The sequence below is a fragment of the Yoonia vestfoldensis SKA53 genome, assembly GCF_000152785.1.
GTDB lineage: Bacteria > Pseudomonadota > Alphaproteobacteria > Rhodobacterales > Rhodobacteraceae > Yoonia > Yoonia vestfoldensis_A.
This window is the reverse complement of record NZ_CH672414.1, coordinates 2835820-2855792: the sequence shown is the minus strand read 5'-3', so window position 1 is coordinate 2855792 and position 19973 is coordinate 2835820. Positions and strand designations below refer to the sequence as shown.

Annotated in this window: 19 protein-coding genes; 6 read left to right on the top strand and 13 right to left on the bottom strand. The window is 62.2% G+C overall.

Annotated features, from left to right (window positions below; genetic code table 11):
- Positions 1–71: 71 nt before the first annotated feature.
- Positions 72–1034, top strand: a complete 963-nt coding sequence (locus SKA53_RS13940; protein WP_007206815.1) for an acetyl-CoA carboxylase carboxyltransferase subunit alpha — start codon at positions 72–74, stop codon at positions 1032–1034.
- Here the strand turns inward: SKA53_RS13940 and SKA53_RS13935 are convergent.
- The 3 genes from SKA53_RS13935 to SKA53_RS13925 are packed head-to-tail and all read right to left on the bottom strand — an operon-like array spanning position 1031 to position 3329.
- A complete protein-coding gene (locus SKA53_RS13935) occupies positions 1031–1768 on the bottom strand; it encodes a lysophospholipid acyltransferase family protein (protein ID WP_007206814.1) in 738 nt (245 codons plus the stop codon). The two genes, SKA53_RS13940 and SKA53_RS13935, sit on opposite strands and share 4 nt — an antisense overlap.
- On the bottom strand, positions 1765–2658 hold the full coding sequence (locus tag SKA53_RS13930; protein ID WP_007206813.1) for a cell division protein FtsX: 894 nt from the start codon (positions 2656–2658) through the stop codon (positions 1765–1767). Before SKA53_RS13930 ends, SKA53_RS13935 begins: the two co-directional genes overlap by 4 nt.
- Complete coding sequence (locus SKA53_RS13925) at positions 2655–3329, bottom strand: cell division ATP-binding protein FtsE (RefSeq protein ID WP_040483325.1); 675 nt, start codon at positions 3327–3329, stop codon at positions 2655–2657. Before SKA53_RS13925 ends, SKA53_RS13930 begins: the two co-directional genes overlap by 4 nt.
- A 164-nt stretch (positions 3330–3493) precedes the next feature.
- On the opposite strand from SKA53_RS13925, the gene SKA53_RS13920 reads away from it, so the two are divergent.
- Positions 3494–4300 carry a zinc-ribbon domain-containing protein gene (locus SKA53_RS13920; RefSeq protein ID WP_081440141.1) on the top strand — a complete coding sequence of 269 codons (807 nt, stop codon included), beginning with the start codon at positions 3494–3496 and terminating at the stop codon, positions 4298–4300.
- On the opposite strand, the gene SKA53_RS13915 is transcribed toward SKA53_RS13920, so the two are convergent.
- The 5 genes from SKA53_RS13915 to argH all read right to left on the bottom strand — a co-directional run bounded on the left by SKA53_RS13915 (position 4291) and on the right by argH (position 10118).
- Positions 4291–6834, bottom strand: a complete 2544-nt coding sequence (locus SKA53_RS13915; protein ID WP_007206810.1) for a TIGR02302 family protein — start codon at positions 6832–6834, stop codon at positions 4291–4293. The two genes, SKA53_RS13920 and SKA53_RS13915, sit on opposite strands and share 10 nt — an antisense overlap.
- Positions 6835–6877: 43 nt before the next feature.
- Positions 6878–8146 carry a diaminopimelate decarboxylase gene (gene lysA, locus SKA53_RS13910; RefSeq protein ID WP_007206809.1) on the bottom strand — a complete coding sequence of 423 codons (1269 nt, stop codon included), beginning with the start codon at positions 8144–8146 and terminating at the stop codon, positions 6878–6880.
- A gap of 73 nt (positions 8147–8219) precedes the next feature.
- Positions 8220–8558: a DUF2834 domain-containing protein gene (locus SKA53_RS13905; RefSeq protein WP_007206808.1), complete on the bottom strand. Its 339-nt coding sequence runs from the start codon at positions 8556–8558 to the stop codon at positions 8220–8222.
- A 1-nt stretch (position 8559) separates the two neighbouring features.
- Entirely contained in the window at positions 8560–8733 is a 174-nt protein-coding gene (locus tag SKA53_RS15615; RefSeq protein ID WP_007206807.1) for a hypothetical protein, read from the bottom strand.
- Complete coding sequence (argH, locus tag SKA53_RS13900; protein WP_007206806.1) at positions 8730–10118, bottom strand: argininosuccinate lyase; 1389 nt, start codon at positions 10116–10118, stop codon at positions 8730–8732. Before argH ends, SKA53_RS15615 begins: the two co-directional genes overlap by 4 nt.
- A gap of 14 nt (positions 10119–10132) precedes the next feature.
- On the opposite strand from argH, the gene SKA53_RS13895 reads away from it, so the two are divergent.
- Positions 10133–10693 carry a TlpA family protein disulfide reductase gene (locus SKA53_RS13895; protein ID WP_007206805.1) on the top strand — a complete coding sequence of 187 codons (561 nt, stop codon included), beginning with the start codon at positions 10133–10135 and terminating at the stop codon, positions 10691–10693.
- On the opposite strand, the gene SKA53_RS13890 is transcribed toward SKA53_RS13895, so the two are convergent.
- Positions 10690–11259 (bottom strand): YqgE/AlgH family protein, encoded by a 570-nt coding sequence (locus SKA53_RS13890; RefSeq protein ID WP_007206804.1) that lies wholly within the window; start codon positions 11257–11259, stop codon positions 10690–10692. The two genes, SKA53_RS13895 and SKA53_RS13890, sit on opposite strands and share 4 nt — an antisense overlap.
- A 74-nt stretch (positions 11260–11333) precedes the next feature.
- On the opposite strand from SKA53_RS13890, the gene SKA53_RS13885 reads away from it, so the two are divergent.
- Positions 11334–12161 carry a protein-disulfide reductase DsbD domain-containing protein gene (locus tag SKA53_RS13885; RefSeq protein ID WP_242601274.1) on the top strand — a complete coding sequence of 276 codons (828 nt, stop codon included), beginning with the start codon at positions 11334–11336 and terminating at the stop codon, positions 12159–12161.
- Here the strand turns inward: SKA53_RS13885 and SKA53_RS13880 are convergent.
- From SKA53_RS13880 to SKA53_RS13865, 4 genes are all read right to left on the bottom strand, one after another.
- Complete coding sequence (locus tag SKA53_RS13880) at positions 12158–15553, bottom strand: efflux RND transporter permease subunit (RefSeq protein WP_007206802.1); 3396 nt, start codon at positions 15551–15553, stop codon at positions 12158–12160. The two genes, SKA53_RS13885 and SKA53_RS13880, sit on opposite strands and share 4 nt — an antisense overlap.
- Positions 15553–17007, bottom strand: a complete 1455-nt coding sequence (locus tag SKA53_RS13875) for an efflux RND transporter periplasmic adaptor subunit (protein WP_040483008.1) — start codon at positions 17005–17007, stop codon at positions 15553–15555. The genes SKA53_RS13880 and SKA53_RS13875 overlap by 1 nt, the downstream gene beginning before the upstream one ends.
- 71 nt (positions 17008–17078) lie before the next feature.
- On the bottom strand, positions 17079–17621 hold the full coding sequence (gene moaB / locus SKA53_RS13870) for a molybdenum cofactor biosynthesis protein B (protein WP_007206800.1): 543 nt from the start codon (positions 17619–17621) through the stop codon (positions 17079–17081).
- On the bottom strand, positions 17618–18391 hold the full coding sequence (locus tag SKA53_RS13865; protein WP_007206799.1) for a uracil-DNA glycosylase: 774 nt from the start codon (positions 18389–18391) through the stop codon (positions 17618–17620). The genes moaB and SKA53_RS13865 overlap by 4 nt, the downstream gene beginning before the upstream one ends.
- A 104-nt stretch (positions 18392–18495) precedes the next feature.
- Here SKA53_RS13865 and SKA53_RS13860 point away from each other — a divergent pair, with 104 nt between their 5' ends.
- Together SKA53_RS13860 and SKA53_RS13855 are read left to right on the top strand one after the other, a co-directional pair.
- Positions 18496–19452 carry an aspartate carbamoyltransferase catalytic subunit gene (locus tag SKA53_RS13860; RefSeq protein ID WP_040483007.1) on the top strand — a complete coding sequence of 319 codons (957 nt, stop codon included), beginning with the start codon at positions 18496–18498 and terminating at the stop codon, positions 19450–19452.
- Positions 19453–19455: 3 nt separating this feature from the next.
- Complete coding sequence (locus SKA53_RS13855) at positions 19456–19959, top strand: hypothetical protein (protein WP_007206797.1); 504 nt, start codon at positions 19456–19458, stop codon at positions 19957–19959.
- The last annotated feature ends 14 nt before the right edge of the window (positions 19960–19973 follow it).

Sequence of the window (19973 nt, the reverse complement as noted above, 5' to 3'; positions counted from 1 at the left end):
CCCGTGCCGTTGCCAACGCATCAGGGTTGCGCCATAACACCGTGACTTTCAGTAATGAGGCGCGCGATCTAATGACCCTTTACCTCGACTTTGAAAAACCGCTCGCCGAGATTGAAGGCAAGGCCGAAGAACTGCGCGCCATGGCGCGGGACAATCCCGAAATGGATGTCGCGAAAGAGGCGGCAGCGCTGGACAAGAAAGCGGGCGAATTACTGACCTCGCTGTACGCCAACCTTGCGCCCTGGCGCAAATGCCAGGTGGCGCGCCATCCCGAACGGCCGCATTGCATTGATTATATCGCGGCTTTGTTCACCGAATTCACGCCACTGGCAGGCGACCGGAATTTCGCCGACGACCATTCCGTCATGGGTGGCATGGCGCGGTTCAACGACATGCCTGTAATGGTCATCGGCCATGAAAAGGGTAATGACACCAAATCGCGCATCGCGCGCAATTTCGGCATGGCCCGCCCCGAAGGTTATCGCAAGGCGATCCGCCTGATGGATCTGGCCGACCGGTTCGGCCTGCCGGTCATCACGCTGGTGGACACCCCCGGCGCCTATCCCGGCAAAGGTGCCGAAGAACGTGGCCAGTCCGAAGCGATTGCCCGATCCACGGAAAAATGTTTGGCGCTGAAGGTGCCGTTGATCAGCGTGATCATCGGCGAAGGCGGGTCAGGCGGGGCTGTCGCCTTTGCTTCGGCCAACCGTGTCGCGATGCTGGAACATTCGGTCTATTCGGTGATCAGCCCCGAAGGCTGCGCCTCGATCCTGTGGAAAGATTCCGAAAAGATGCGCGAAGCCGCCGAAGCCCTGCGCCTGACGGCCAAGGACCTGCAAGAGCTGGGCATCTGCGACAAAATCATCGCCGAGCCCAAGGGCGGCGCGCATCGTGATCCTGACTTTGCCGTGAACGCCGTGGGCGAGGCGCTGAAATCCATGCTGGCCGAATTGGGCGGCAAATCCGGTGACAAGCTGCGCAAGGACCGCCGCGACAAATACCTCGCCCTTGGCAGCAAGGGGCTGGCGGCCTAAAGGCCGCGCAGCGGAAATCTCGCCTCGGCAGCCAGCTTGTCGGATGCGGTTTCAACCGCAGTTTCCAGCCTGCGCATGAAATCCGCAATTTCCAGCCCCGGTGCGATCCGGGGCAGGAATTCGAACACCGCCGTGCCTTGATGGCGATACACACCGCGCTTGGGCCAGAACACACCGACATTGGTCGCGACCGGCACGACGGGCTGACCCAGTTCACGGTAAAGCGCCCCTGTCCCGATCTTGTAGGGCGCCTTGACCCCGGGCGCGATGCGCGTGCCTTGGGGATAGATGATCAGCTGGCCGGGCAGTGCGCGGCCTGCCTGCACATCAGCAAGCATCTGTTTGATCGCCTGCCCGCGCTTGCCACGATCAACGGGGATGCAGCCAATCCGCAGGCCGAACTGGCCAATCACAGGCGCATACTTCAGGATCGCCTTAAAGATAAATTTGCCGCGCGGCATCGCACCATAGATCATCAGCACATCCAGAAACGACTGATGCTTGGGGGCGACCATCACCTCATCCGTCGGGGGGGTGCCTCGGATTTCGACCTTCAGCCCGATCATCCAGCCCGCTGTCCAGCGGACCCAGCGGCAATAAGCATGGCAGCCGGCAATCGCACCTTCGCGCGACCAGACCGCGGCAGGCAGATACAGGATGCCAACGACCAGCATCGCCACATACATCTGCGCATTGAACAGCAACGACCGCAGCCATTGGATTGCGTAACTCATGTCTGATCCTTCAACCGGCGCGACGCGGCCATACGGGTCGCCGCAAAGGCGACGATAGCCGACAAGACCGGAATCGCCAGCGGCCAAATCCAGTCCAGCCCGATGAAACCGAAATGCGTGATTGTACCACTGACCACGTCAGCCACTGGCATGGATTGCAAGACCAAGAGCGCAAGCCCTGTCCCGACAGCCGCCCCCAACCCCGCCCGCAGCGTGAACCGGCGCACAAAGGCCCGCGCGATATAATCGTCCCGCGCACCGACCAGCCGCAACACGCGGATGATCTGCGCATTGGCGGCCAGCGCAGCATAGGCCGCCAGCGTGATCATCGCCGCCATCACCGCCCCGATCAGCGCCAGCACGCTCCACCCCAGCAGGCGCAGCCGCTGTGCGGCCGCAAGCAAGGGTTCGCGCCACGCGCCGTGATCATCCAGCACAGCACCCGGCACCTCAGCCTGCAGGCGCGCGCGCAGGCCGGCAACGTCATAGCCGGTGTCATCGGGCAAAATCTCGATCAATTGTGGCAACGGCAAGGATTCCACCGGAATATCCGGCCCGAACCACGGGGCCAACAAGGTGCGCTGTTCATCCGCATCCAGCACGCGGGCCGAGGCGACGCCGGTCGTTGTCTGCAAGACGTTGACGGCAGCGCGCAATGCCGCGTTCGTCTGGTCCAGATCGGCGGGCAAGCGCAGGGTCGCGGATTGCGCCAGATCGTCGGCCCAGCTGTCGGCCAGCCTTCCGGCTGTCAGCGATAGAGCCAGCGCAAAGACCGCCAGAAACGCCATCGCCCCCGCGACAAAGACCGTCAGCCGCGCGGAAACGCCAGTTGACGGCACGGCCCCATCGGCCAGCGGATCACCGATGATGAAAGCAAGGATCGTTTTCACAAATCTGCCCCCGCCTGCATCAACTGCCCGCCCGTCAGACGCAACACGCGTGCGTTGACATCGGCCTTGACCGACCGGATCATCGCCAGATCATGGGTGGCAATCAGGATCGTCTTGCCCATCCGGTTCAGCTCGATCAGCAGCGACAGCAGCCGCTGCGACATCTCCCAATCCACGTTGCCGGTGGGTTCATCGGCAATCACCACGTCAGGCGACATGATGACCGCACGCGCCAGTGCGGCGCGCTGCCTTTCGCCGCCCGACAATTCCGGCGGGCGCTGCCCGGCTTGCGGCCCAAGGCTGACCCAGGCCAGCAATTCGGCCAGATTGTTCTGCGCTTCTGCGATCCGGTCGGCGACGGTCAGCGGCAGAGCAATATTTTCTGCAATCGACAGATGATCAAGGAATTGGCAATCCTGATGCACAACCCCGATCCGGCGGCGGACCATCGCCACCTCGTCGCGCGTCAGATTGCCGGCATCCTGCCCGAACAGCCGGACTTTGCCGCTATTTGCGCGCAGATCGGCATAGCACAGCCGCAACAGCGTGGTTTTCCCCGCACCCGACGGGCCTGTCAGAAAATGAAACGACCCCGGCACAAGTTTTAGCGACAGCCCTGAAAACAGCGCCGTTCTGCCATATCCATACGATACGTTGTCGAGTTCTATCACGATCTGTCCTTTGCCTGCCGTCGATGTATTGCCCAAAACCATGCCAAGGTTCAATGATCACCACGATGGGTCTTGCGCAAATCCTTGCGTTTGGTGGCCTCATCGCTAGATTGACGCGGGTCACAACACCAAACCGAAGCGGCCGGATCAGAGGATAGAGTAGAATGCGTTTGAGTTGTCCTAGCTGCGGCGCGAAATATGATGTTGCTGATGACGTGATCCCCGAAGGCGGGCGCGACGTGCAATGTTCGAACTGCAATCACAGCTGGTTCCATATTGAAAAGACATCGGCGCCTGCGCCGACAGTCGCACCTGCGGCACAGCAGGCGCGCAAACCCATTGATCCTGCGGTCAGCGATATCCTGCGCCAAGAGGCGGCCCGCGAAAAGCAATTGCGCACATCAGGCACCAAGACGCCGCGCCAGACCCAAGAAGATAAAACGCCCAAACCAGCCCCCGATGCCGAAGAAACCCGTCGCCGGATTGCCGAGATGACCGAAGCTGCGGGTGATGGCAGCACAGCGCCTGCACCCAAACCTGTCAAAGCCAGCCGTGTGACAGCGGCCAGTCCCGCACCTGAACGGCCAAGCGCCATCGCCCCGGACCCATCCAAAGACCCCGATACCACCCCGCGTGACATGCCCAGCATGAACGATATCAACACCAGCCTGCGCACGCGCGCGCAAGCGCCAGAGCCTGAACTGACCCCCACCGAACAGGCCGAGGCCATCACGCGGCGCGGATTTCGGCGTGGCTTTGTCTTTGTGCTGGTGATCTTTGCGGTTCTTTTTGGGCCTTATGTCTTTGCAGATCAAATCACGACGAGCATCCCGCAGACCACAGGTGCGATGGCAAGCTATGTCACTATGGTTGATGGATGGCGCCTGACGCTGAACGAGACGGCGGGCGCAGTGGGTGACATGATCGCAGACGTCACCGCAGGCCCCAACAGCCAGCCGGATCAGAACTGACCCAGCAGCCGCCGCAGGTAATCGCGTTCTACCTCGGGGCGGTCCTGTTCGGATGACCGGCGGCGGATTTCATCAAGCAATTCTGCCGCGCGGCGGTTGATATCCAGCCCGCCCAAAAGGTTCTGATCGGTGCCCATCTGGCCAGTCGTACCGGTGTCACGGCCCAGCGGGTCGCGCTGACCGGGCTCTGCTCGCCCCGCCGCCTGCCCCTGTTCGCCTTGTGCGCCGGACTGGTCTTCGGCCATGGCCTGCCCCAAGGCGCGCATCCCGTTGCGCAGCGCATCCAGCGCCTCGGCCTGCTGGTCGATTGCGCCGGACAGATCACCACCGCGCAAAGCATCTTCGGCACCTTCCATCGCACCTTCGGCACGGTCGAGCGAATCGCGCGCCGCCTCGCCTGCATCGCCGGACAGGTTGGGCAAGCCATCGCGCTGGCGCTGCAATTCCTGCCGCAGCGCCTGCTGGCGCTGGTCAAGGCTTTGCTGGTTACCGCCGGACCCTTGCCCACCTTCGCCCTGTTGGCCACCTTGGCCTTGCTGGCCATCCTGCTGGCCGCCCTCGCCTGGCTGCTGTCCAGGCTGTTGTCCGGGCTGTTGTCCGGGCTGTTCGCCTTGCTGGCCCTGATTGAAACCTTCCTGAAGCTCGCGGAACGCATCGTCGGACAGGTCCTGCTGGTCGCGCAGGGTTTCGGCCAGATCCTGCATCGATTGCTGGCCGGGCGTCGATGGGCCATCGCCCCCCTCGCCCTGCGTGACGCGCATGTTTTCCATCAGGCGGTTCAGCTCTTCCATCAGGGCCTGTGCTTCTTCCATCCGGCCTTGCTGCATCAGTTCTTCGATCCGGTCCATCATGGCTTGCAGATCGTTCATCGACATTTCCATGCTGTTTTCGCTGTTGTCGGCCTGATCGGTGCCATCGCCCGGTTCAGCCTGTTCGGCCAGCATGCGCATGTAATCATTCGTCGCTTCACGCAATTCCTGCATCAATTCCGCGATCTCGGCGTCCGATGCGCCGTTGCGCATCGCCTGTTCCAGCCGTTCCTGCGCGCGGCGCAGTCGTTCGCGGGCATCCGCAAGGCGGCCATCCTCCAACTGGATCGCCAGATCCCACAGGGCTGTCACAATCTCGGCCTGTGCCGCATCGTCCATGCCGACAAGCGCGATATTGTCCATGCGCCGGATGATCGTGCGCAGACGCAGATACATGGTTTCAGAGGTCAAGATATCCTCGGGGCGGTGTGACAGCGCGCGCAGGATCTGCCCCACGCGCCGCGCATTGCCCCGCGACCACATCAGGTCACGGCGCTGTTCGATAACGGCGCGCGCGAAGGGCTGAAAGAACCGCCGCCCCGGCAGGATCAGGGGTTCCGGCGCGGTCGTTGTGGTCTGGCCTGCCGCATCCGTCACCGCCAGCTGCAGCGTGACCGGCAGATTGGCCAAGGGATGCTCGCTCAGGTTTTCGACAAGGAAAGCATCGAATACCGACCGATCGCCGGTGAACGGCATCGGCAGGTCCAGAACAAGCGGGTCGATCGGATCAGGGTCCACCGTCAGCCCATAGGCGCGGTCCACCGCCACCAGATCCAGCGTGATCGTCGCGGTGCCGCTTTCGATGCCATAATCATCAGTGGCGCGGAACGGTTGTGACATCTCGCCCATCGCGTCAGCCGTGATCGGGTCGGTCAGCGTCACGAAAGGTGGCTCATCCGCCATCGCCGTCACCTGCCAGCGCCGCCCGTTTTCACCATCCAGCGCCAAGGTGCCAGAATAGACGATGTCGAATTGCTGCTGGCCATCGGCAAGAGCTGTCGCCTGTTCCCCACGGCCAGAGACGTCTTCGATCAGGCTCAACCCGCCATCATCACCATAGACCCGCAACGTGACCTTGCTGCCCGCAGGCACGCGCAGCGGCCCTGCGGGGATGTCATTGAGGTATAATGACGGACGGCCCGTGTAGGCCGGCGGTTCGACCCAGCCTTCCCAGACCGGGCCTGAGGCCATCGCCGCAGACGGACCCGTGACCATATCCCCCACGGATGCGACCCGCAGAAACGACCCGAACAACAGCGCGGTGACAAAGAACAAAACCGCGATGAACCGCAGACCATAAGGGTCACGATCTGCGACCCGCAGGTCCGGTTCGACCGCACGGGCGGATTTCGTGCGTTCGGCCATGCGCGCGACATGCGCCTGCCAGACAGCGATGGATGCCGGATCGGATGCCCCGATGGCCTGCACATCCGCCACAGCCGCAATCGGACGGCCGGGCATGGCCGCATCGACGCGGGCCAGCGCCGCGGCCATTGTCGGCATCCGGAAACGGCGCAAGCCCCACAGCAGCGCGGCAAGAAACGCCACGCTACCGGCGCCAGCAAAGGCCCAGACAGGCCCGCTCGGCAGCAAATCCTGCCAGCCCATCATCAATGGCGCGAGACACACAAACCCGATGGTCCAGACCGGCCAGAAACAGCGCACCGCATTTTCCGCCGCCATCCCGATCCGCGTCAGGCGGACAGGCAGGCGCAGGTGGCGCATCTGGTCGGGGATTTGTGTCAGCGTACTCTCCGCTTTTGGTGGCTCAGTCCAGCCATTCTGGCAGGCTATCGCGTGCGATCATCTCTTCATAGCTAGGACGCTTGCGGATAACTGCAAATTGATCGCCGTGAACCAGCACTTCGGGGATCAGGGGGCGAGAATTGTATTCCGATGCCATGACAGCACCATAAGCCCCCGCCGACCGGAATGCGACAAGATCGCCGGGTTGCATCGGCGCAACTTCGCGGGCCTTGGCAAAGGTGTCGCCGCTTTCGCAAACGGGACCCACGATATCGTAACGCGCCGGTTCGGTACCGGGGGCGGGTTCGACGACGGGGATGATGTCATGCCATGCGTCATACATCGCAGGGCGGATCAGGTCGTTCATCGCGCCGTCAAGGATCAGGAAATCGCGATCCTCGCCGGATTTGACATAAATGACCTGCGACACCATCAGCCCCGCATTGCCCGAAATCAGCCGACCCGGTTCAATCTCGATCTCGCAACCCAGATGGCCCAAGGTCCGTTCGATCATCGCGCCGTAATCGGACGGCAGCGGCGGTGCCGCGTTGGAGCGTTCATAGGGAATGCCCAGACCGCCACCCAGATCAAGGCGGGTGATCTGATGCCCGTCGGCACGCAGAACCTCGGTCAGTTCCGCGACCTTGGCATAGGCCGCCTCGAACGGGGCCAGTTCGGTCAGTTGCGACCCGATATGCACGTCGATACCGACAACCTTCAGCCCCTTCAGGGTGGCGGCCAGCGCATAGACTTCGCGCGCACGCGAAATCGGAATCCCGAATTTGTTTTCGGATTTGCCGGTGGCGATTTTCGCATGGGTCTTTGCATCGACATCAGGGTTGATGCGCAGGGTGATCGGGGCGATCTTGCCCAGCGACCGCGCCACCGCGTCCAACGCCACCATCTCGGGTTCGCTTTCGACGTTGAACTGGCGGATGCCGCCTTGCAGGGCCATGCGCATTTCATCCGCTGTCTTGCCCACGCCGGAAAACACGATTCTGTCGCCCGGCACGCCAGCGGCCTTGGCGCGCAGGTATTCACCGCCTGACACCACATCCATCCCCGCCCCCGCCTGCGCCAACACGCGCAGCACAGCAATATTGGACAAAGATTTCATCGCGAAACAGACCAGATGATCAGCAAAGCCCAGCGCCTCGTCGAACAGCTGGAAATGCCGCGTCAGGGTCGCGGTGGAATAGACATAAAACGGCGTGCCAACAGCGGCGGCGATGTCGGCGATGGCGACATCCTCGGCGTATAGCGCTCCGTTGCGATAGAGAAAATGATCCATGCCTTGCGGCCCTTATCCAGCGTCATGTCGGGACATAGCAGAGCCGCGGCAAAGACCAAGCCCGCAAAACAAATCAATAGTTACGCACCATGTGTTTGTCAGGCGTGTAAACAACGCGGCTGCGCAGATAAAGGTACAGCGGCAACCCACAGCTGACCCCGATCATGAAGGTCGCGGGGATCGCCAGCAGACCCCAAAAGTTGCGGTTGGACCAGGACTCGTAGACCACCCAGACCGTCAGTGTCACAGCAGCGATGGTCAGATCCCAGACCAGACCGCTGCTTGCGGCATTGGCATGCCATGCATCCACCATTGCCATAATGTCCCATGTATTCGCGTTGAACCACGAGACGAAGTAATACATCGGGTGGATCGCACCCCAAACTGCCAGTACCAGCCAGAAATAGCGCATCCTACAAACCCAACCCGACGGAAAACATCCCGTTGCTGGCGCCGACGCTGGCACTGGTGGACAGCCCACCGGTGCCAAGGCTCAGGCCGACATTGGCATTGGGGGTCATCGGCGGGCCATCGGCGCCGCAAGCAGCCAAAGCGACAAAGGCCCCAATCAGGGCAAGGCGTGTCATGTCAGAACCTCTTTCCAGCCCGCGATCCGTGCGCGGACCTGTGCAGGGGCCGTGCCACCATAGCTTGTGCGCGACGCTACTGAATTTTCAACCCCCAAGACGTCGAACACGTCCGGCCTGATGCCTGCATGGACGCTTTGCATATCCGCAAGGGTCAGGTCAGGCAGGTCGCAGCCTTTGGATTCGGCCAATGCGACCAACGATCCGGTGACGTGATGCGCTTCACGGAAAGGCAGACCCAGTTCGCGCACCAGCCAGTCGGCCAGATCGGTGGCCGTGGAAAACCCGCTGCTGGCGGCAGATTTGAGCACATCGCGGTTGGCGGTCATGTCGGCCACCATGCCGGCCATCGCGGCCAGCGCCAGCATCAGGCTGTCGGCGGCGTCGAATGTCTGTTCCTTGTCTTCCTGCATATCCTTGGAATAGGTCAGCGGCAGACCTTTCATCACTGTCATCAGCGCGACATTGGCCCCGAAAATCCGCCCGATCTTGGCGCGGATCAACTCGGCTGCGTCGGGGTTGCGTTTCTGCGGCATGATGGATGACCCGGTGGACCATTTGTCCGACATCTTCACAAAGCGGAATTGCGCAGAAGACCAGATCACCAGTTCTTCGGCCAGACGGCTGAGATGCATGGCACAGATGCTGGCGGCGGCCAGAAATTCCAGCGCGAAATCGCGGTCGCTGACGGCATCCAGCGAATTGGCCATCGGGCCGTCGAACCCCAAAGCTTCGGCCGTCATATGCCGGTTGATGGGAAAGGATGTGCCCGCCAGCGCCGCGGCGCCCAATGGCGACAGGTTCATGCGCTTGCGTGCATCGGCGAAACGGCCACGGTCGCGCGCCAGCATTTCGACATAGGCCAGCATGTGATGGCCCCATGTCACCGGCTGCGCGGTTTGCAGATGGGTGAAACCGGGCATGACCCAATCGGCGCCCGCCTCTGCCTGACCCAGCAAGGACAGCTGCAAAGCTTCCAGTGCCACATCGACCTGATCGCATTGATCGCGCACCCAAAGCCGGAAATCCACCGCCACCTGATCATTGCGCGACCTTGCGGTGTGCAACCTTCCTGCCGGTTCGCCGATCAATTCGCGCAGACGGGATTCCACGTTCATGTGAATATCTTCGAGCGCGGTCGAGAACGGAAAATCCCCCGTTTCAATCTCTGACAATACGGTGAGAAGGCCTTTCCCGATCGCCTCTGCATCTGTATCTGAGATAATGCCACAGGCGGCCAACATGGCGGCATGGGCACGCGAACCGGCGATGTCTTGGGGTGCCAGACGGCGGTCGAACCCGATTGAGGCGTTGATCGCCTCCATGATCGCGTCCGGTCCGGCGGCAAAGCGTCCGCCCCACATCGTGTTTGCGTTTTTGGTCATGAAGGAATGCGCCCATGCGTCAATTGATGTCAGCCCTGCTTTATACGGCCCTGCTGGGTGTTGCAAACCTTGGCGCGGCCCAACCTGCCGATATTGCTGACCTGCGCACCGGCGATATGCGCAAGCTGGTGTTTCATGCCGCGCCTGTCGCGGCATCTGACGCGCCCTTTACCCATGAGGACGGCAGCGAAATGGTGCTGGCCGATCTGCAGGGGCGTTATGTCGTGCTGAACTTCTGGGCGACATGGTGCGCGCCCTGCCGGATCGAAATGCCGCATCTGTCGGCGCTGCAAACCGCGCTTGGCGGGGATGATTTCGAGGTAGTGACCGTGGCCGTCGGCCCCAACCCCCTGCCCGCGATGCAACGCTTTTTCGATGAGATCGGCGTCGATAACCTGCCGCTGCATACCGATGCCCGCCAGCGGTTCGCGCGCAGCATGGGCGTGCTGGGCCTGCCTGTGACGCTGATCCTGAACCCCGAGGGTATGGAAATCGCCCGCATGCAGGGCGAGGCGGATTGGTCGAGCGAAAGTGCTTTGGCCATTATCACCGCGCTGCTGGATGATGCGGGCTAGGCGTGACCCGCCGTTGCAGACAACAAAAGCGGATCGATTCCCAGCAGTTTCAGCGCGCCAGACCATTTATGGTCATTGGCGCGGCCAAAGATGATGTCATCGCGCGGATCGCAGGTCAGCCAGCCATTCTGCCGGATTTCCTGTTCCAGCTGCCCCGGCCCCCAGCCCGCATAGCCCAGCGCCAGCAGCGCCTGCGCGGGGCCGCGCCCGGCGGCAATGTCTTCGAGCACGTCCAGCGTTGCGGTCATGCCTATTCCGCCACCCGGCTCCAGCGTGCCCAGACCGGATGTGTAATCGGTCGAATGCAGCACGAAACCGCGCCCCGTTTCGACAGGACCACCGGTATGGACCCGGATATCCGGCGTATCGGCGCCATGCGGCAATTGCATCTGGTCCAGAAGTTCGGTGAACCGAATCTGTATCTGCGGTTTGTTGACGATCAGGCCCATGCCGCCTTGGTCCGAATGGGCGCACAGATAGATCACGCTTTTGGCAAAGCGCGGGTCGGCCATATCGGGCATGGCGATCAGCAGCTTTCCGGCCAGTTGTGTGATGTTTTGCTCCATAAAGCCAGAATGCGGGCGAGCGGTGTTTCGTGCAAGTCACATCATGTCAGACACTCGCCCAAACGTGACTTTTCATGTCAGTAGAAATCACCCAGATACAGGGCATGCGCAAGTTCCTGCTGATCCCTCTCGCCCTGTGTGGCCTGCCTGCGACCGGCTTTGGCCAATCGGTCGAAGACCTCGCATCTGTCACCATTCTGCCGGGCTGGCGCGATGCAGATGGCACCCATGTCACGGCGCTGCGCATTGATCTGGCCGAAGGGTGGAAAACCTATTGGCGCGCTCCGGGCGACACTGGCATCCCGCCCAGCTTTGCCTTTTCGGACGGCGATATCACAGCGGTGCAGCCGCATTTTCCGGTGCCTGACGTTTACGAAGATTTCGGTATCCGCTCGATCGGGTATGAAGACAGCGTGATCTTTCCGCTGCGCCTGACGGTGCCGCAGGATGGGGCGGTCGTCAGCATGGCAGGGCAGATCGAAATCGGTGTCTGCGACGAAATCTGCATTCCCGTCACGCTTGATTTCGCGGCCTTGCTGCCACCTGGTGGCGTGTCTGATCCGGCGATCATGGCTGCATTGCAGGACCGCCCCCTGACCAAAGCCGAAGCGCAGGTCAGTGCCGTGACCTGCACACTGGACCCGATCAGCGACGGGTTGCAGATGACTGCGCAGATCACCATGGCTTCCAAGGCAGCGCAAGAGATCGTGGTGATCGAGGTTGGCGATCCACAGGTCTGGGTGTCGGAACCCAGCATCAGCCGCGTTGGCAACACGTTGAGCGCCGTCGTTGATATGGTCCATCTGTCCGGCCAGCCATTTGCGTTGGATCGCTCGACCGTGCGGATCACCGTGCTGGGCGACGGTCAGGCCGTCGATATCACAGGCTGTGCTGCGGATTAGGCCCGCATCCGCCGCGCGACAAACCGCACCGATGCGATCCCATAGATCGCCAACAACACCGCAACCAGAACCAGCAAGAACAGCCCCAGCGCAGGTGCAAATCCGCCCGCCAAAAACGGCAGCGCCGCCACCACAGGCACCCACGGCGCGCCGGTCAGCACCAAGGGCAGCACCAGCACCGCAAACAGCAGCGCCGCCGTGACAGCCCCGACTGCCGCAGGCAGCAGCATCGCCCAGCTCCGCCCCCGCAACGCACGCTTGGCCGATTGCACCTGCCGCGCGATATCGGCCTGCATCGCCATGATCGACGGTACAACCAGCAGCACCAAGAGCATCCCGAATGCCAATCCGAACACCAAAGTAACCACCGTCGGCTTGAGGAATTCGGCCTGCGTCGATCCTTCGTAAAGCAACGGCGCAAGACCCAGCACCGTGGTCAGCGTGGTCAGCAGTACGGCGCGCAGCCGGTCCACCGTACCATCAATGATCGCAGGCACCAGCCCACGGTCCTGCGCATATTCATCCACCGTCGTGACCAGAACGATACTGTCGTTGATGATGATTCCCACCATCCCGATCAGGCCCACCACGGTGAACAGGCTCATCGGGATACCCCAGAAATAATGCCCGTAAATCGTGCCAACCAGCGCGAAGGGGATGATCGACATCACCACCAATGGCCGTGTCCAGCTGCTAAATATCCACGCCAGCGTCAGGTAGATGCCCAACAGCACCAGCACCAAACCGACCTGCGCATCCGCAAGGAACCTGTTTTCCTGTTCGTTTTGCCCTGACAATTGCGTTTCAATTCCGAAATCTGATTGCAGGCGGGGCAGGATGTCACCGGTGATGATCTGCTCGATCTCGGTCGCGCGGGCCGCGTCATCCGCGTCAAGCTCGCCTGTGACAGAAATCAGCTGGATACCGTTTTCACGGCGCACGGTGGAAAAACCGGTGCGGCTTTGGGTGGTGACGACATCGGCAAGCGCCACATAGACGCCGTCGCCCGTGCGCACCTGCGTGCGGTCCAGAAAATCCGCGGTCAGTTCGGCATCGGGCAATTGCACGCGGATCGCAGCGGACCGGTTACCATCGGGGAAGGTCGCAGCCTCGATCCCGCCCAGCGTATTGCGCAGCACGCGACCCAAAGCCTCGATGCTCAACCCCAACGCTTGACCCTGCGGGGTCAGTTGCAGCAACAGCTCTTCTTTGTCGTAGGCCAGCGAATCCTCGAGCGCGGAAATCTCGCCAAATTGCAAAAGTTCGGTTTTCAGCGCCTCGGCGGCCGCCTTGAGCGTGTCGCTATCCGCACCGAACAGCTGGATATCCAGACCATCCGCACTTGGCCCCGACCCCCAGCTGCGGAAACTGACGGTTTCGGCCATCGGGTGCTGGACGATCGCCTCTTGCAAGGCAGAAACAAAGGCATTGCTGCCATAGGGGCGGCTGTCGGCATCGATCAATTCGATGGTGATCGCGCCCAGTTGATCGGCAGTCTTGGTTTCGGACCCTGCAATCGGCCTGCCGGAATTGCCGCCGATTTCTGCGATGGCGATCAGCACGGGGTTGATGCCGTGTTCGGCCTCGTATTCAGCACCCAGCGCCTCGGTTGCGCGCTGCATCTCGCGCATCATCGCCAGCGTATCGTCGCGGGTGGCCCCTGGCAGCATGGCGAAATTGCCGGTGACCTGGCTTTGTTCGGGCGCGTTGAAGAACCGCCAAGCCACATCGCCGCGGATCACCAGTGCCGCCGAGGAAGCAAGCGCCACCAGCGCCAGCGCCAGAACCGGATAGCGCGCCGTGATCACCCACGCCATGAAGGGCCGGAACAAGGTGAAACGGAACCAGTCAAAGCCGCGATTGACGGCTTTCGACGGTCTGTCATACCAATGATCCTTGGCGGAATGGGCGATGGCATGGGACAAATGGTTTGGCAGGATCAGGAAACATTCGACCAGGCTCGCGATCAGCACCACGATCACGGTAAAGGGGATATCGGCGATCAGGTCACCGAACCGCCCGCCAATCGCGACCAGCCCGAAAAACGCGACGATCGTGGTCACGCTGGCGGAAAAGACCGGGCTGAACATACGCCGCGCGGCGTTTTCGGCGGCGACAACGGGGGATTCCTTTAAGTGCCTGACGCGGAAATCGGCGTGTTCGCCCACGACAATCGCATCATCCACCACAATGCCCAGCGTGATGATCAGCGCGAATAGCGAGATCATGTTGAACGTGATCCCCGCCGCCCACATCAGCGCCACCGCCGCCAGCATCGCCACCGGAATACCCGCCGCCACCCAAAACGCCGTGCGCGCATTCAGGAACAAAAACAGCAGCGCGACAACCAAGGCCAGACCGGTCGCCCCGTTGGTCAAAAGGATATTCAGACGGCCCGTGATCTGTTCAGCGCGTGCGTTGGTCAGCCGGATCGTCACACCTGCGGGCAATGACGCCTCCATCTCGGCGGCGACCTGTTCGACGCTGCGCTGCAAGCCGATGGCGTCGCCGCTGGCGGACCTTTGCACGACGACATTGATCGCAGGATCGCTGCCAACGAAATAGGCGCGGTCGCGGTCGATACCTTCGACGCGCAGGATGGCGACATCGGCGATGGTCAGGAACGATCCGTCAGGATTGGCGCGCAGCGCGATGGCGCCGATGTCCTCGGCGCTGCGGCGTTCGGCACCAGTGCGCAGGCGTGCATTGGCAGAAACATCACCGGCGGGGGATGCGGCGGTTTCTTCGGCGATCCGCTGGGCAATATCGGCCATGCCGATGTCATGTTCGATCAGCGACAGCGACGGCACCTCGACCAGGATAGACGGGGCCGCGACACCTTGCACCGATACGCGGGTGACACCTTCGGCAAACAGCCGTGTGGCGAATTCATCGGCGAAACGCCCGAGCTGGTCCACACCGACCGGCCCGGAAATCACCACATCGGTGACACGGTCAGACCAGCCGCCGCGCCGCACGTTGGGGTCATCGGCATCGTCGGGCAGGTTGCTGGCGCTATCCACGGCCAGCTGCACATCCTCGGCGGCGCGGTCGATGTCATAGCCGGGTTCAAATTCAAGCGTGATCCGTGCGCTGCCTTCGGTTGACCGCGACGATGACGACGCCACCCCTTCGACCGCCAGCAGCACAGGTTCAAGCACCTGCACGATAGCGGCGTCCACATCCTCTGCCCCGGCACCGGACCAGCCGACACTGACGGTGATGTTGTCCACGACTACATCGGGAAAGAACTGCGCGCGCATATTGGGAACCGCCAACACACCTGCCGCCAGCATCAACACCAACAGCAGGTTCGCCGCCGTCCGGTGCCGCGTGAAATAGGACAAGATACCGCCAGCGCCCGCCGTCAGCCTGTCACCACCCGTTGCCATCAGCTGCCCATCCGGCTTTCCAGCCGTTCCACGGTTTCGGACGATACTTGGTCCTGTTCCAACTGCGCAATGATCCGCGCCTTGACGTCATCAGGCATCCGCCCTTCGGACACATAGGCGATCAGCCGCGCGCGCCGGTCCGCATCCAGACTGATCATCTGTGGCACGGCTTGCTCTGCCAGCACGCCGGGGCGGATCGGGCGGACCTTGATCCCCGCCCCCAGCAAGGGCGAACGTTCCATCACCACGGTCAGCCCCGCAAGCCCTGCAGCGGCGATGATCACATCATCCCCCTGCCGGCGCAGCACGTCGACAGGCACGGGTTGTAGCCGGTCACCCTCATCGACGGTCAGGAGCATCTGATCCGATCCAACCGCGGTGGCAGGCAACAGCGCCACGTTATCCAGCGCAGGTTCGGCAATGCGCACGGTAACGAAATCGCCGGGGCGAAAGCCTGGTGCGCTGTCGATCTGCGCAAACAGCTGTCGGCCAGTCTGGCCGGTGCCGACACTGGCACCTTCGCGGGTGATCCGGCCAAGGGCGGTCAGGTTCACGCCTGACGCATCCAGTGCCACTGTCACAGGCGCATCGGTCAGATTGCCTGCCGGATCCAACAGCCGCGCATATTGCGAGGTTGAGACCCGAAACGCAACCTCGAGCGCGGTCGGGTCCACCAGCCGTGCGAACAATTCATTGGCCGTGACCCGCCCCCCCGGGCTGATCGTGACGTCAGACAGGGTGCCATCAAAGGCGGCACTGATCTCGGTTTCGGCAAGGTTGCGTTCGGCCTCGGCCAGATCGATCTGCACACGCGCAAGACGGGTCGTGGCTTGATCAATCCGCGCCTCGGCACTGGCAATGGACTGACGGCGCGTCAACACGGACGCCGCCGCGCTTGATGCGGCCAATTCGGCATCCTCGACCGCTGCCGTGGTCCCGACACCGCGCGCCTGTAAATCATCGGCGCGCGCCAGTGCCTGATCGCGCAAGGCGGCCTGCGCGCGCGCGGCGGCCAATTCGTCCTGCCCCAGCACCAGCGCCCGTTCGGCATCGCGCAACTCGGCCTGCGCATCCTGCACATCGGCACGGATGCGCGCCAATGCGGCCTCTGCCTCGACAGGATCGATCCGCAGCAAAAACTGGCCCGCGCTCACAGCACCGCCTTCGACCAGCGCAGCGGAGGCATCCCTGACGATACCGCCGGTGGCTGACCGCAGATCCAGCATACGCTGGCTGCGCAATTCGCCATAGACCGTCAGTTCCGGCACGATGGTCTGCGGTGTCAGCGTCAGGACATTGACGCTGAATTCACGTTCCCGCTGTGGAAAGCTGCGCGGTTCCTGACCCAGCCGCGCCTCGACCGCAGTGCGCACAGTATTTCCCGCCCATGCCAAAAGCACCAGCGTCATGGACATCAGAAAAACACCCGTCAGGCTTCGTCTTAGAAATCGCATTCTTCATCCCATCTTGTCGCACAAAGAACTGGTGCTGCGCGGCGTTGTGTCCAGTGATACGCGCAAACGCGCTATTTCCGTCGCAAATGTTCGTCCAGACGGGGCAAAATCTCGACAAAGTTACAAGGGCGGTGCCGAAAATCGAGCTGTTTGCCCAGAATTTCATCCCAGGCGTCGCGGCAGGCCCCGGGGCTGCCGGGCAAGGCGAACATATACGTTCCCTGCGCCACACCCGCGGTTGCACGGCTTTGGACCGCGCTTGTGCCGATCTTTTGCATCGACACGATGGTAAAAATCGTGCCGAAAGCGTGGATTTCCTTTTCATAGACATCGCGATGCGCCTCGACTGTGACATCGCGCCCGGTCAGGCCGGTGCCACCTGTCGTGATGATCACATCGACATGCGTATCGGCGCACCAGACCCGCAGCTGATCGGCGATCTGGTCGCGTTCATCGGGCAGGATCATGCGGTGGGCAAGGTGATGGCCCGCCGCTGCGATCCGGTCCACAAGGGTCTGGCCGGATTTGTCATCCGCCAGCACGCGGGTGTCGCTGACCGTCAGCACGGCGATGCGCACGGGGATAAAATCGCGGGTGTCGTCGATACGGCTCATGTCTTTAACCTAGCATTCAGGGTCAACAGGTCCGCCCAAGCCTCGCGCTTGGCGGCGGGGTTGCGCAGCAGATAGGCGGGGTGAAACATCGGCAGGCAGGGCTTGCCCAACACTTCGGTCCATGTGCCGCGCAGGGCGGTGATGCCTGTCTGGCCCAGCAGCGCCTGACAGGGCGTATTGCCCATCAGCACGATGATCTGCGGATCGGCAAGCGCGATATGGCGTTCCAGAAACGGCAGCATCATCGCGATTTCATCGGCGTCAGGCGTGCGGTTCGATGGCGGGCGCCATGGCATGACATTGGTAATGTAGACCGCACGGTCGGTATTTTCATGCGCGCGGCCCAGGTCGATCGCGGCCAGCATCCGGTCCAGCATCTGGCCCGCCTGCCCGACAAAAGGCTTGCCTGCGCGGTCTTCCTCGCGCCCGGGTGCCTCGCCCACGATCATCACCCGCGCGCCGGGCTGGCCATCGGCAAAAACAGCATTGCGCGCGCCACGCTTGATCTCGCAATGCTCAAACGCGGCCATCGCGGCGGCAAGGGCGGGCAAATCGGGGGCAGCGGCGGCCGCAGCGCGGGCAATGGCGACAGGGTCAAGTTCGCGGGCAATCGCAGGCGGCGGCACATCGGCCACCGGTGCGGCCCTGACCGGCACCGGATCAAGCGCATAGCGGTCCACCGGCGCATCAAGAATCGCATCTGTCACGCCAAGTTCGACCTGCCATTCCAGCGCCGCGCGGTCCTGCCAATATGTGTCTTGCGAATCCATGACGTGACATTAGGCGCAATCGTAGCATTTGTGCAGGGCCTGCGGCATTGAAGCCCGCGGGCGCGCAGCCTATAACCCAGCACACGGCGGCAAAGGATCAGGGCATGACATTTCGCGCAAGGCATCTTTTGGGGATCGAACAGCTGCATCCGCTGGAAATCACCACACTTCTGGACCTTGCCGATACCTATGCCGACCACAACACCCGTGGCCTTGCCCACCGCGAGGTGCTGGCCGGTCTGACACAGATCAACATGTTCTTTGAAAACTCCACCCGCACGCAGGCCAGTTTCGAGCTGGCAGGCAAACGGCTGGGGGCCGATGTGATGAACATGGGGATGCAGGCCTCGTCGATCAAAAAGGGCGAAACCCTGATCGACACCGCGCTGACACTGAACGCGATGCGCCCTGATCTGTTGGTGGTGCGCCACCCGCAATCGGGGGCTGTCGATCTGCTGGCACAAAAAGTCAATTGCGCGGTGCTGAACGCAGGCGACGGGCGGCACGAACACCCGACACAGGCGCTGCTGGACGCGCTGACCATCCGCCGCGCCAAGGGCCGGTTGCACAGGCTGAATATCGCAATCTGCGGTGACATCGCCCATAGCCGTGTGGCGCGGTCCAATATCATGCTCTTGGGCAAGATGGAAAACCGCATCCGTCTGATCGGGCCACCGACGCTGATGCCTGCGGGGATCACTGATTTCGGGGTCGAGGTTTACGACGACATGGTCAAAGGCCTGCAGGACGTCGATGTTGTCATGATGCTGCGCCTGCAAAAAGAACGGATGGACGGCGGTTTCATCCCGTCTGAGCGCGAATATTTCCACCGCTACGGGCTGGATGCCGCGAAACTGGCGCATGCCAAACCCGACGCCATTGTCATGCACCCCGGCCCGATGAACCGCGGTGTCGAAATCGACGGGACCATCGCCGATGACATCAACCGCTCGGTGATCCAGAAACAGGTGGAAATGGGTGTCGCGGTGCGCATGGCGGCAATGGACCTGCTGGCCCGCAACCTGCGCGCGGCGCGCCAAGACAACAATGTGATGGTGTAGGCGATGCTGGATATCCCCGCCAATGACCACGGCGCACTTTATGTGATTGCCTATAATGGCCCCGCACCCGATGGCGTGCGCGTTGCAACGATCATCGGGCCGGTCGCGCTGAACATGGATTTCGTCGACTTGATCACACCGGACCAGCGCGCCACCGTGCCGCTGCCCGACCTGATCCGGCAAGGCTATGACCTGCCATTGACACCCGCACAGGATGCCATCTTGCGCGATGTGCAGGGCACGGTCCTGCTGGTGATGTCGCGCGCCTTTGGCGGACAGGCGCAGCAGATCACCCTGCCTGCAAGCAGCACGCTGGTCACAATCCTGCGCGAAACACCGACGATGACACCATCTGAAAAGCTGACCTCGGCCTCCGGGGCAGGTGAACTGACCGGCCCGCCCGCCAAACCCCGCAAATCAGACGCACGGATGAGCGGGATGGTCGCCACCGCCGCCCTGCTGATCATGTTTGCGCTGGTCGGGCTGGTGGTCTGGGTCGGTGGATGACGCTTTGCAAGGAA

Bases quoted from the DNA above. Each gene is read 5' to 3' on its own strand.
- SKA53_RS13940 (WP_007206815.1), top strand. From the start codon at position 72: ATGACCCTTTACCTCGACTTTGAAAAACCGCTCGCCGAGATTGAAGGC.
- SKA53_RS13935 (WP_007206814.1), bottom strand. From the start codon at position 1,768: ATGAGTTACGCAATCCAATGGCTGCGGTCGTTGCTGTTCAATGCGCAG.
- SKA53_RS13920 (WP_081440141.1), top strand. From the start codon at position 3,494: ATGCGTTTGAGTTGTCCTAGCTGCGGCGCGAAATATGATGTTGCTGAT.
- SKA53_RS13915 (WP_007206810.1), bottom strand. From the start codon at position 6,834: ATGCGCCACCTGCGCCTGCCTGTCCGCCTGACGCGGATCGGGATGGCG.
- lysA (WP_007206809.1), bottom strand. From the start codon at position 8,146: ATGGATCATTTTCTCTATCGCAACGGAGCGCTATACGCCGAGGATGTC.
- SKA53_RS13905 (WP_007206808.1), bottom strand. From the start codon at position 8,558: ATGCGCTATTTCTGGCTGGTACTGGCAGTTTGGGGTGCGATCCACCCG.
- SKA53_RS15615 (WP_007206807.1), bottom strand. From the start codon at position 8,733: ATGACACGCCTTGCCCTGATTGGGGCCTTTGTCGCTTTGGCTGCTTGC.
- argH (WP_007206806.1), bottom strand. From the start codon at position 10,118: ATGACCAAAAACGCAAACACGATGTGGGGCGGACGCTTTGCCGCCGGA.
- SKA53_RS13895 (WP_007206805.1), top strand. From the start codon at position 10,133: ATGCGTCAATTGATGTCAGCCCTGCTTTATACGGCCCTGCTGGGTGTT.
- SKA53_RS13890 (WP_007206804.1), bottom strand. From the start codon at position 11,259: ATGGAGCAAAACATCACACAACTGGCCGGAAAGCTGCTGATCGCCATG.
- SKA53_RS13885 (WP_242601274.1), top strand. From the start codon at position 11,334: ATGTCAGTAGAAATCACCCAGATACAGGGCATGCGCAAGTTCCTGCTG.
- SKA53_RS13880 (WP_007206802.1), bottom strand. From the start codon at position 15,553: ATGGCAACGGGTGGTGACAGGCTGACGGCGGGCGCTGGCGGTATCTTG.
- SKA53_RS13875 (WP_040483008.1), bottom strand. From the start codon at position 17,007: ATGCGATTTCTAAGACGAAGCCTGACGGGTGTTTTTCTGATGTCCATG.
- moaB (WP_007206800.1), bottom strand. From the start codon at position 17,621: ATGAGCCGTATCGACGACACCCGCGATTTTATCCCCGTGCGCATCGCC.
- SKA53_RS13865 (WP_007206799.1), bottom strand. From the start codon at position 18,391: ATGGATTCGCAAGACACATATTGGCAGGACCGCGCGGCGCTGGAATGG.
- SKA53_RS13860 (WP_040483007.1), top strand. From the start codon at position 18,496: ATGACATTTCGCGCAAGGCATCTTTTGGGGATCGAACAGCTGCATCCG.
- SKA53_RS13855 (WP_007206797.1), top strand. From the start codon at position 19,456: ATGCTGGATATCCCCGCCAATGACCACGGCGCACTTTATGTGATTGCC.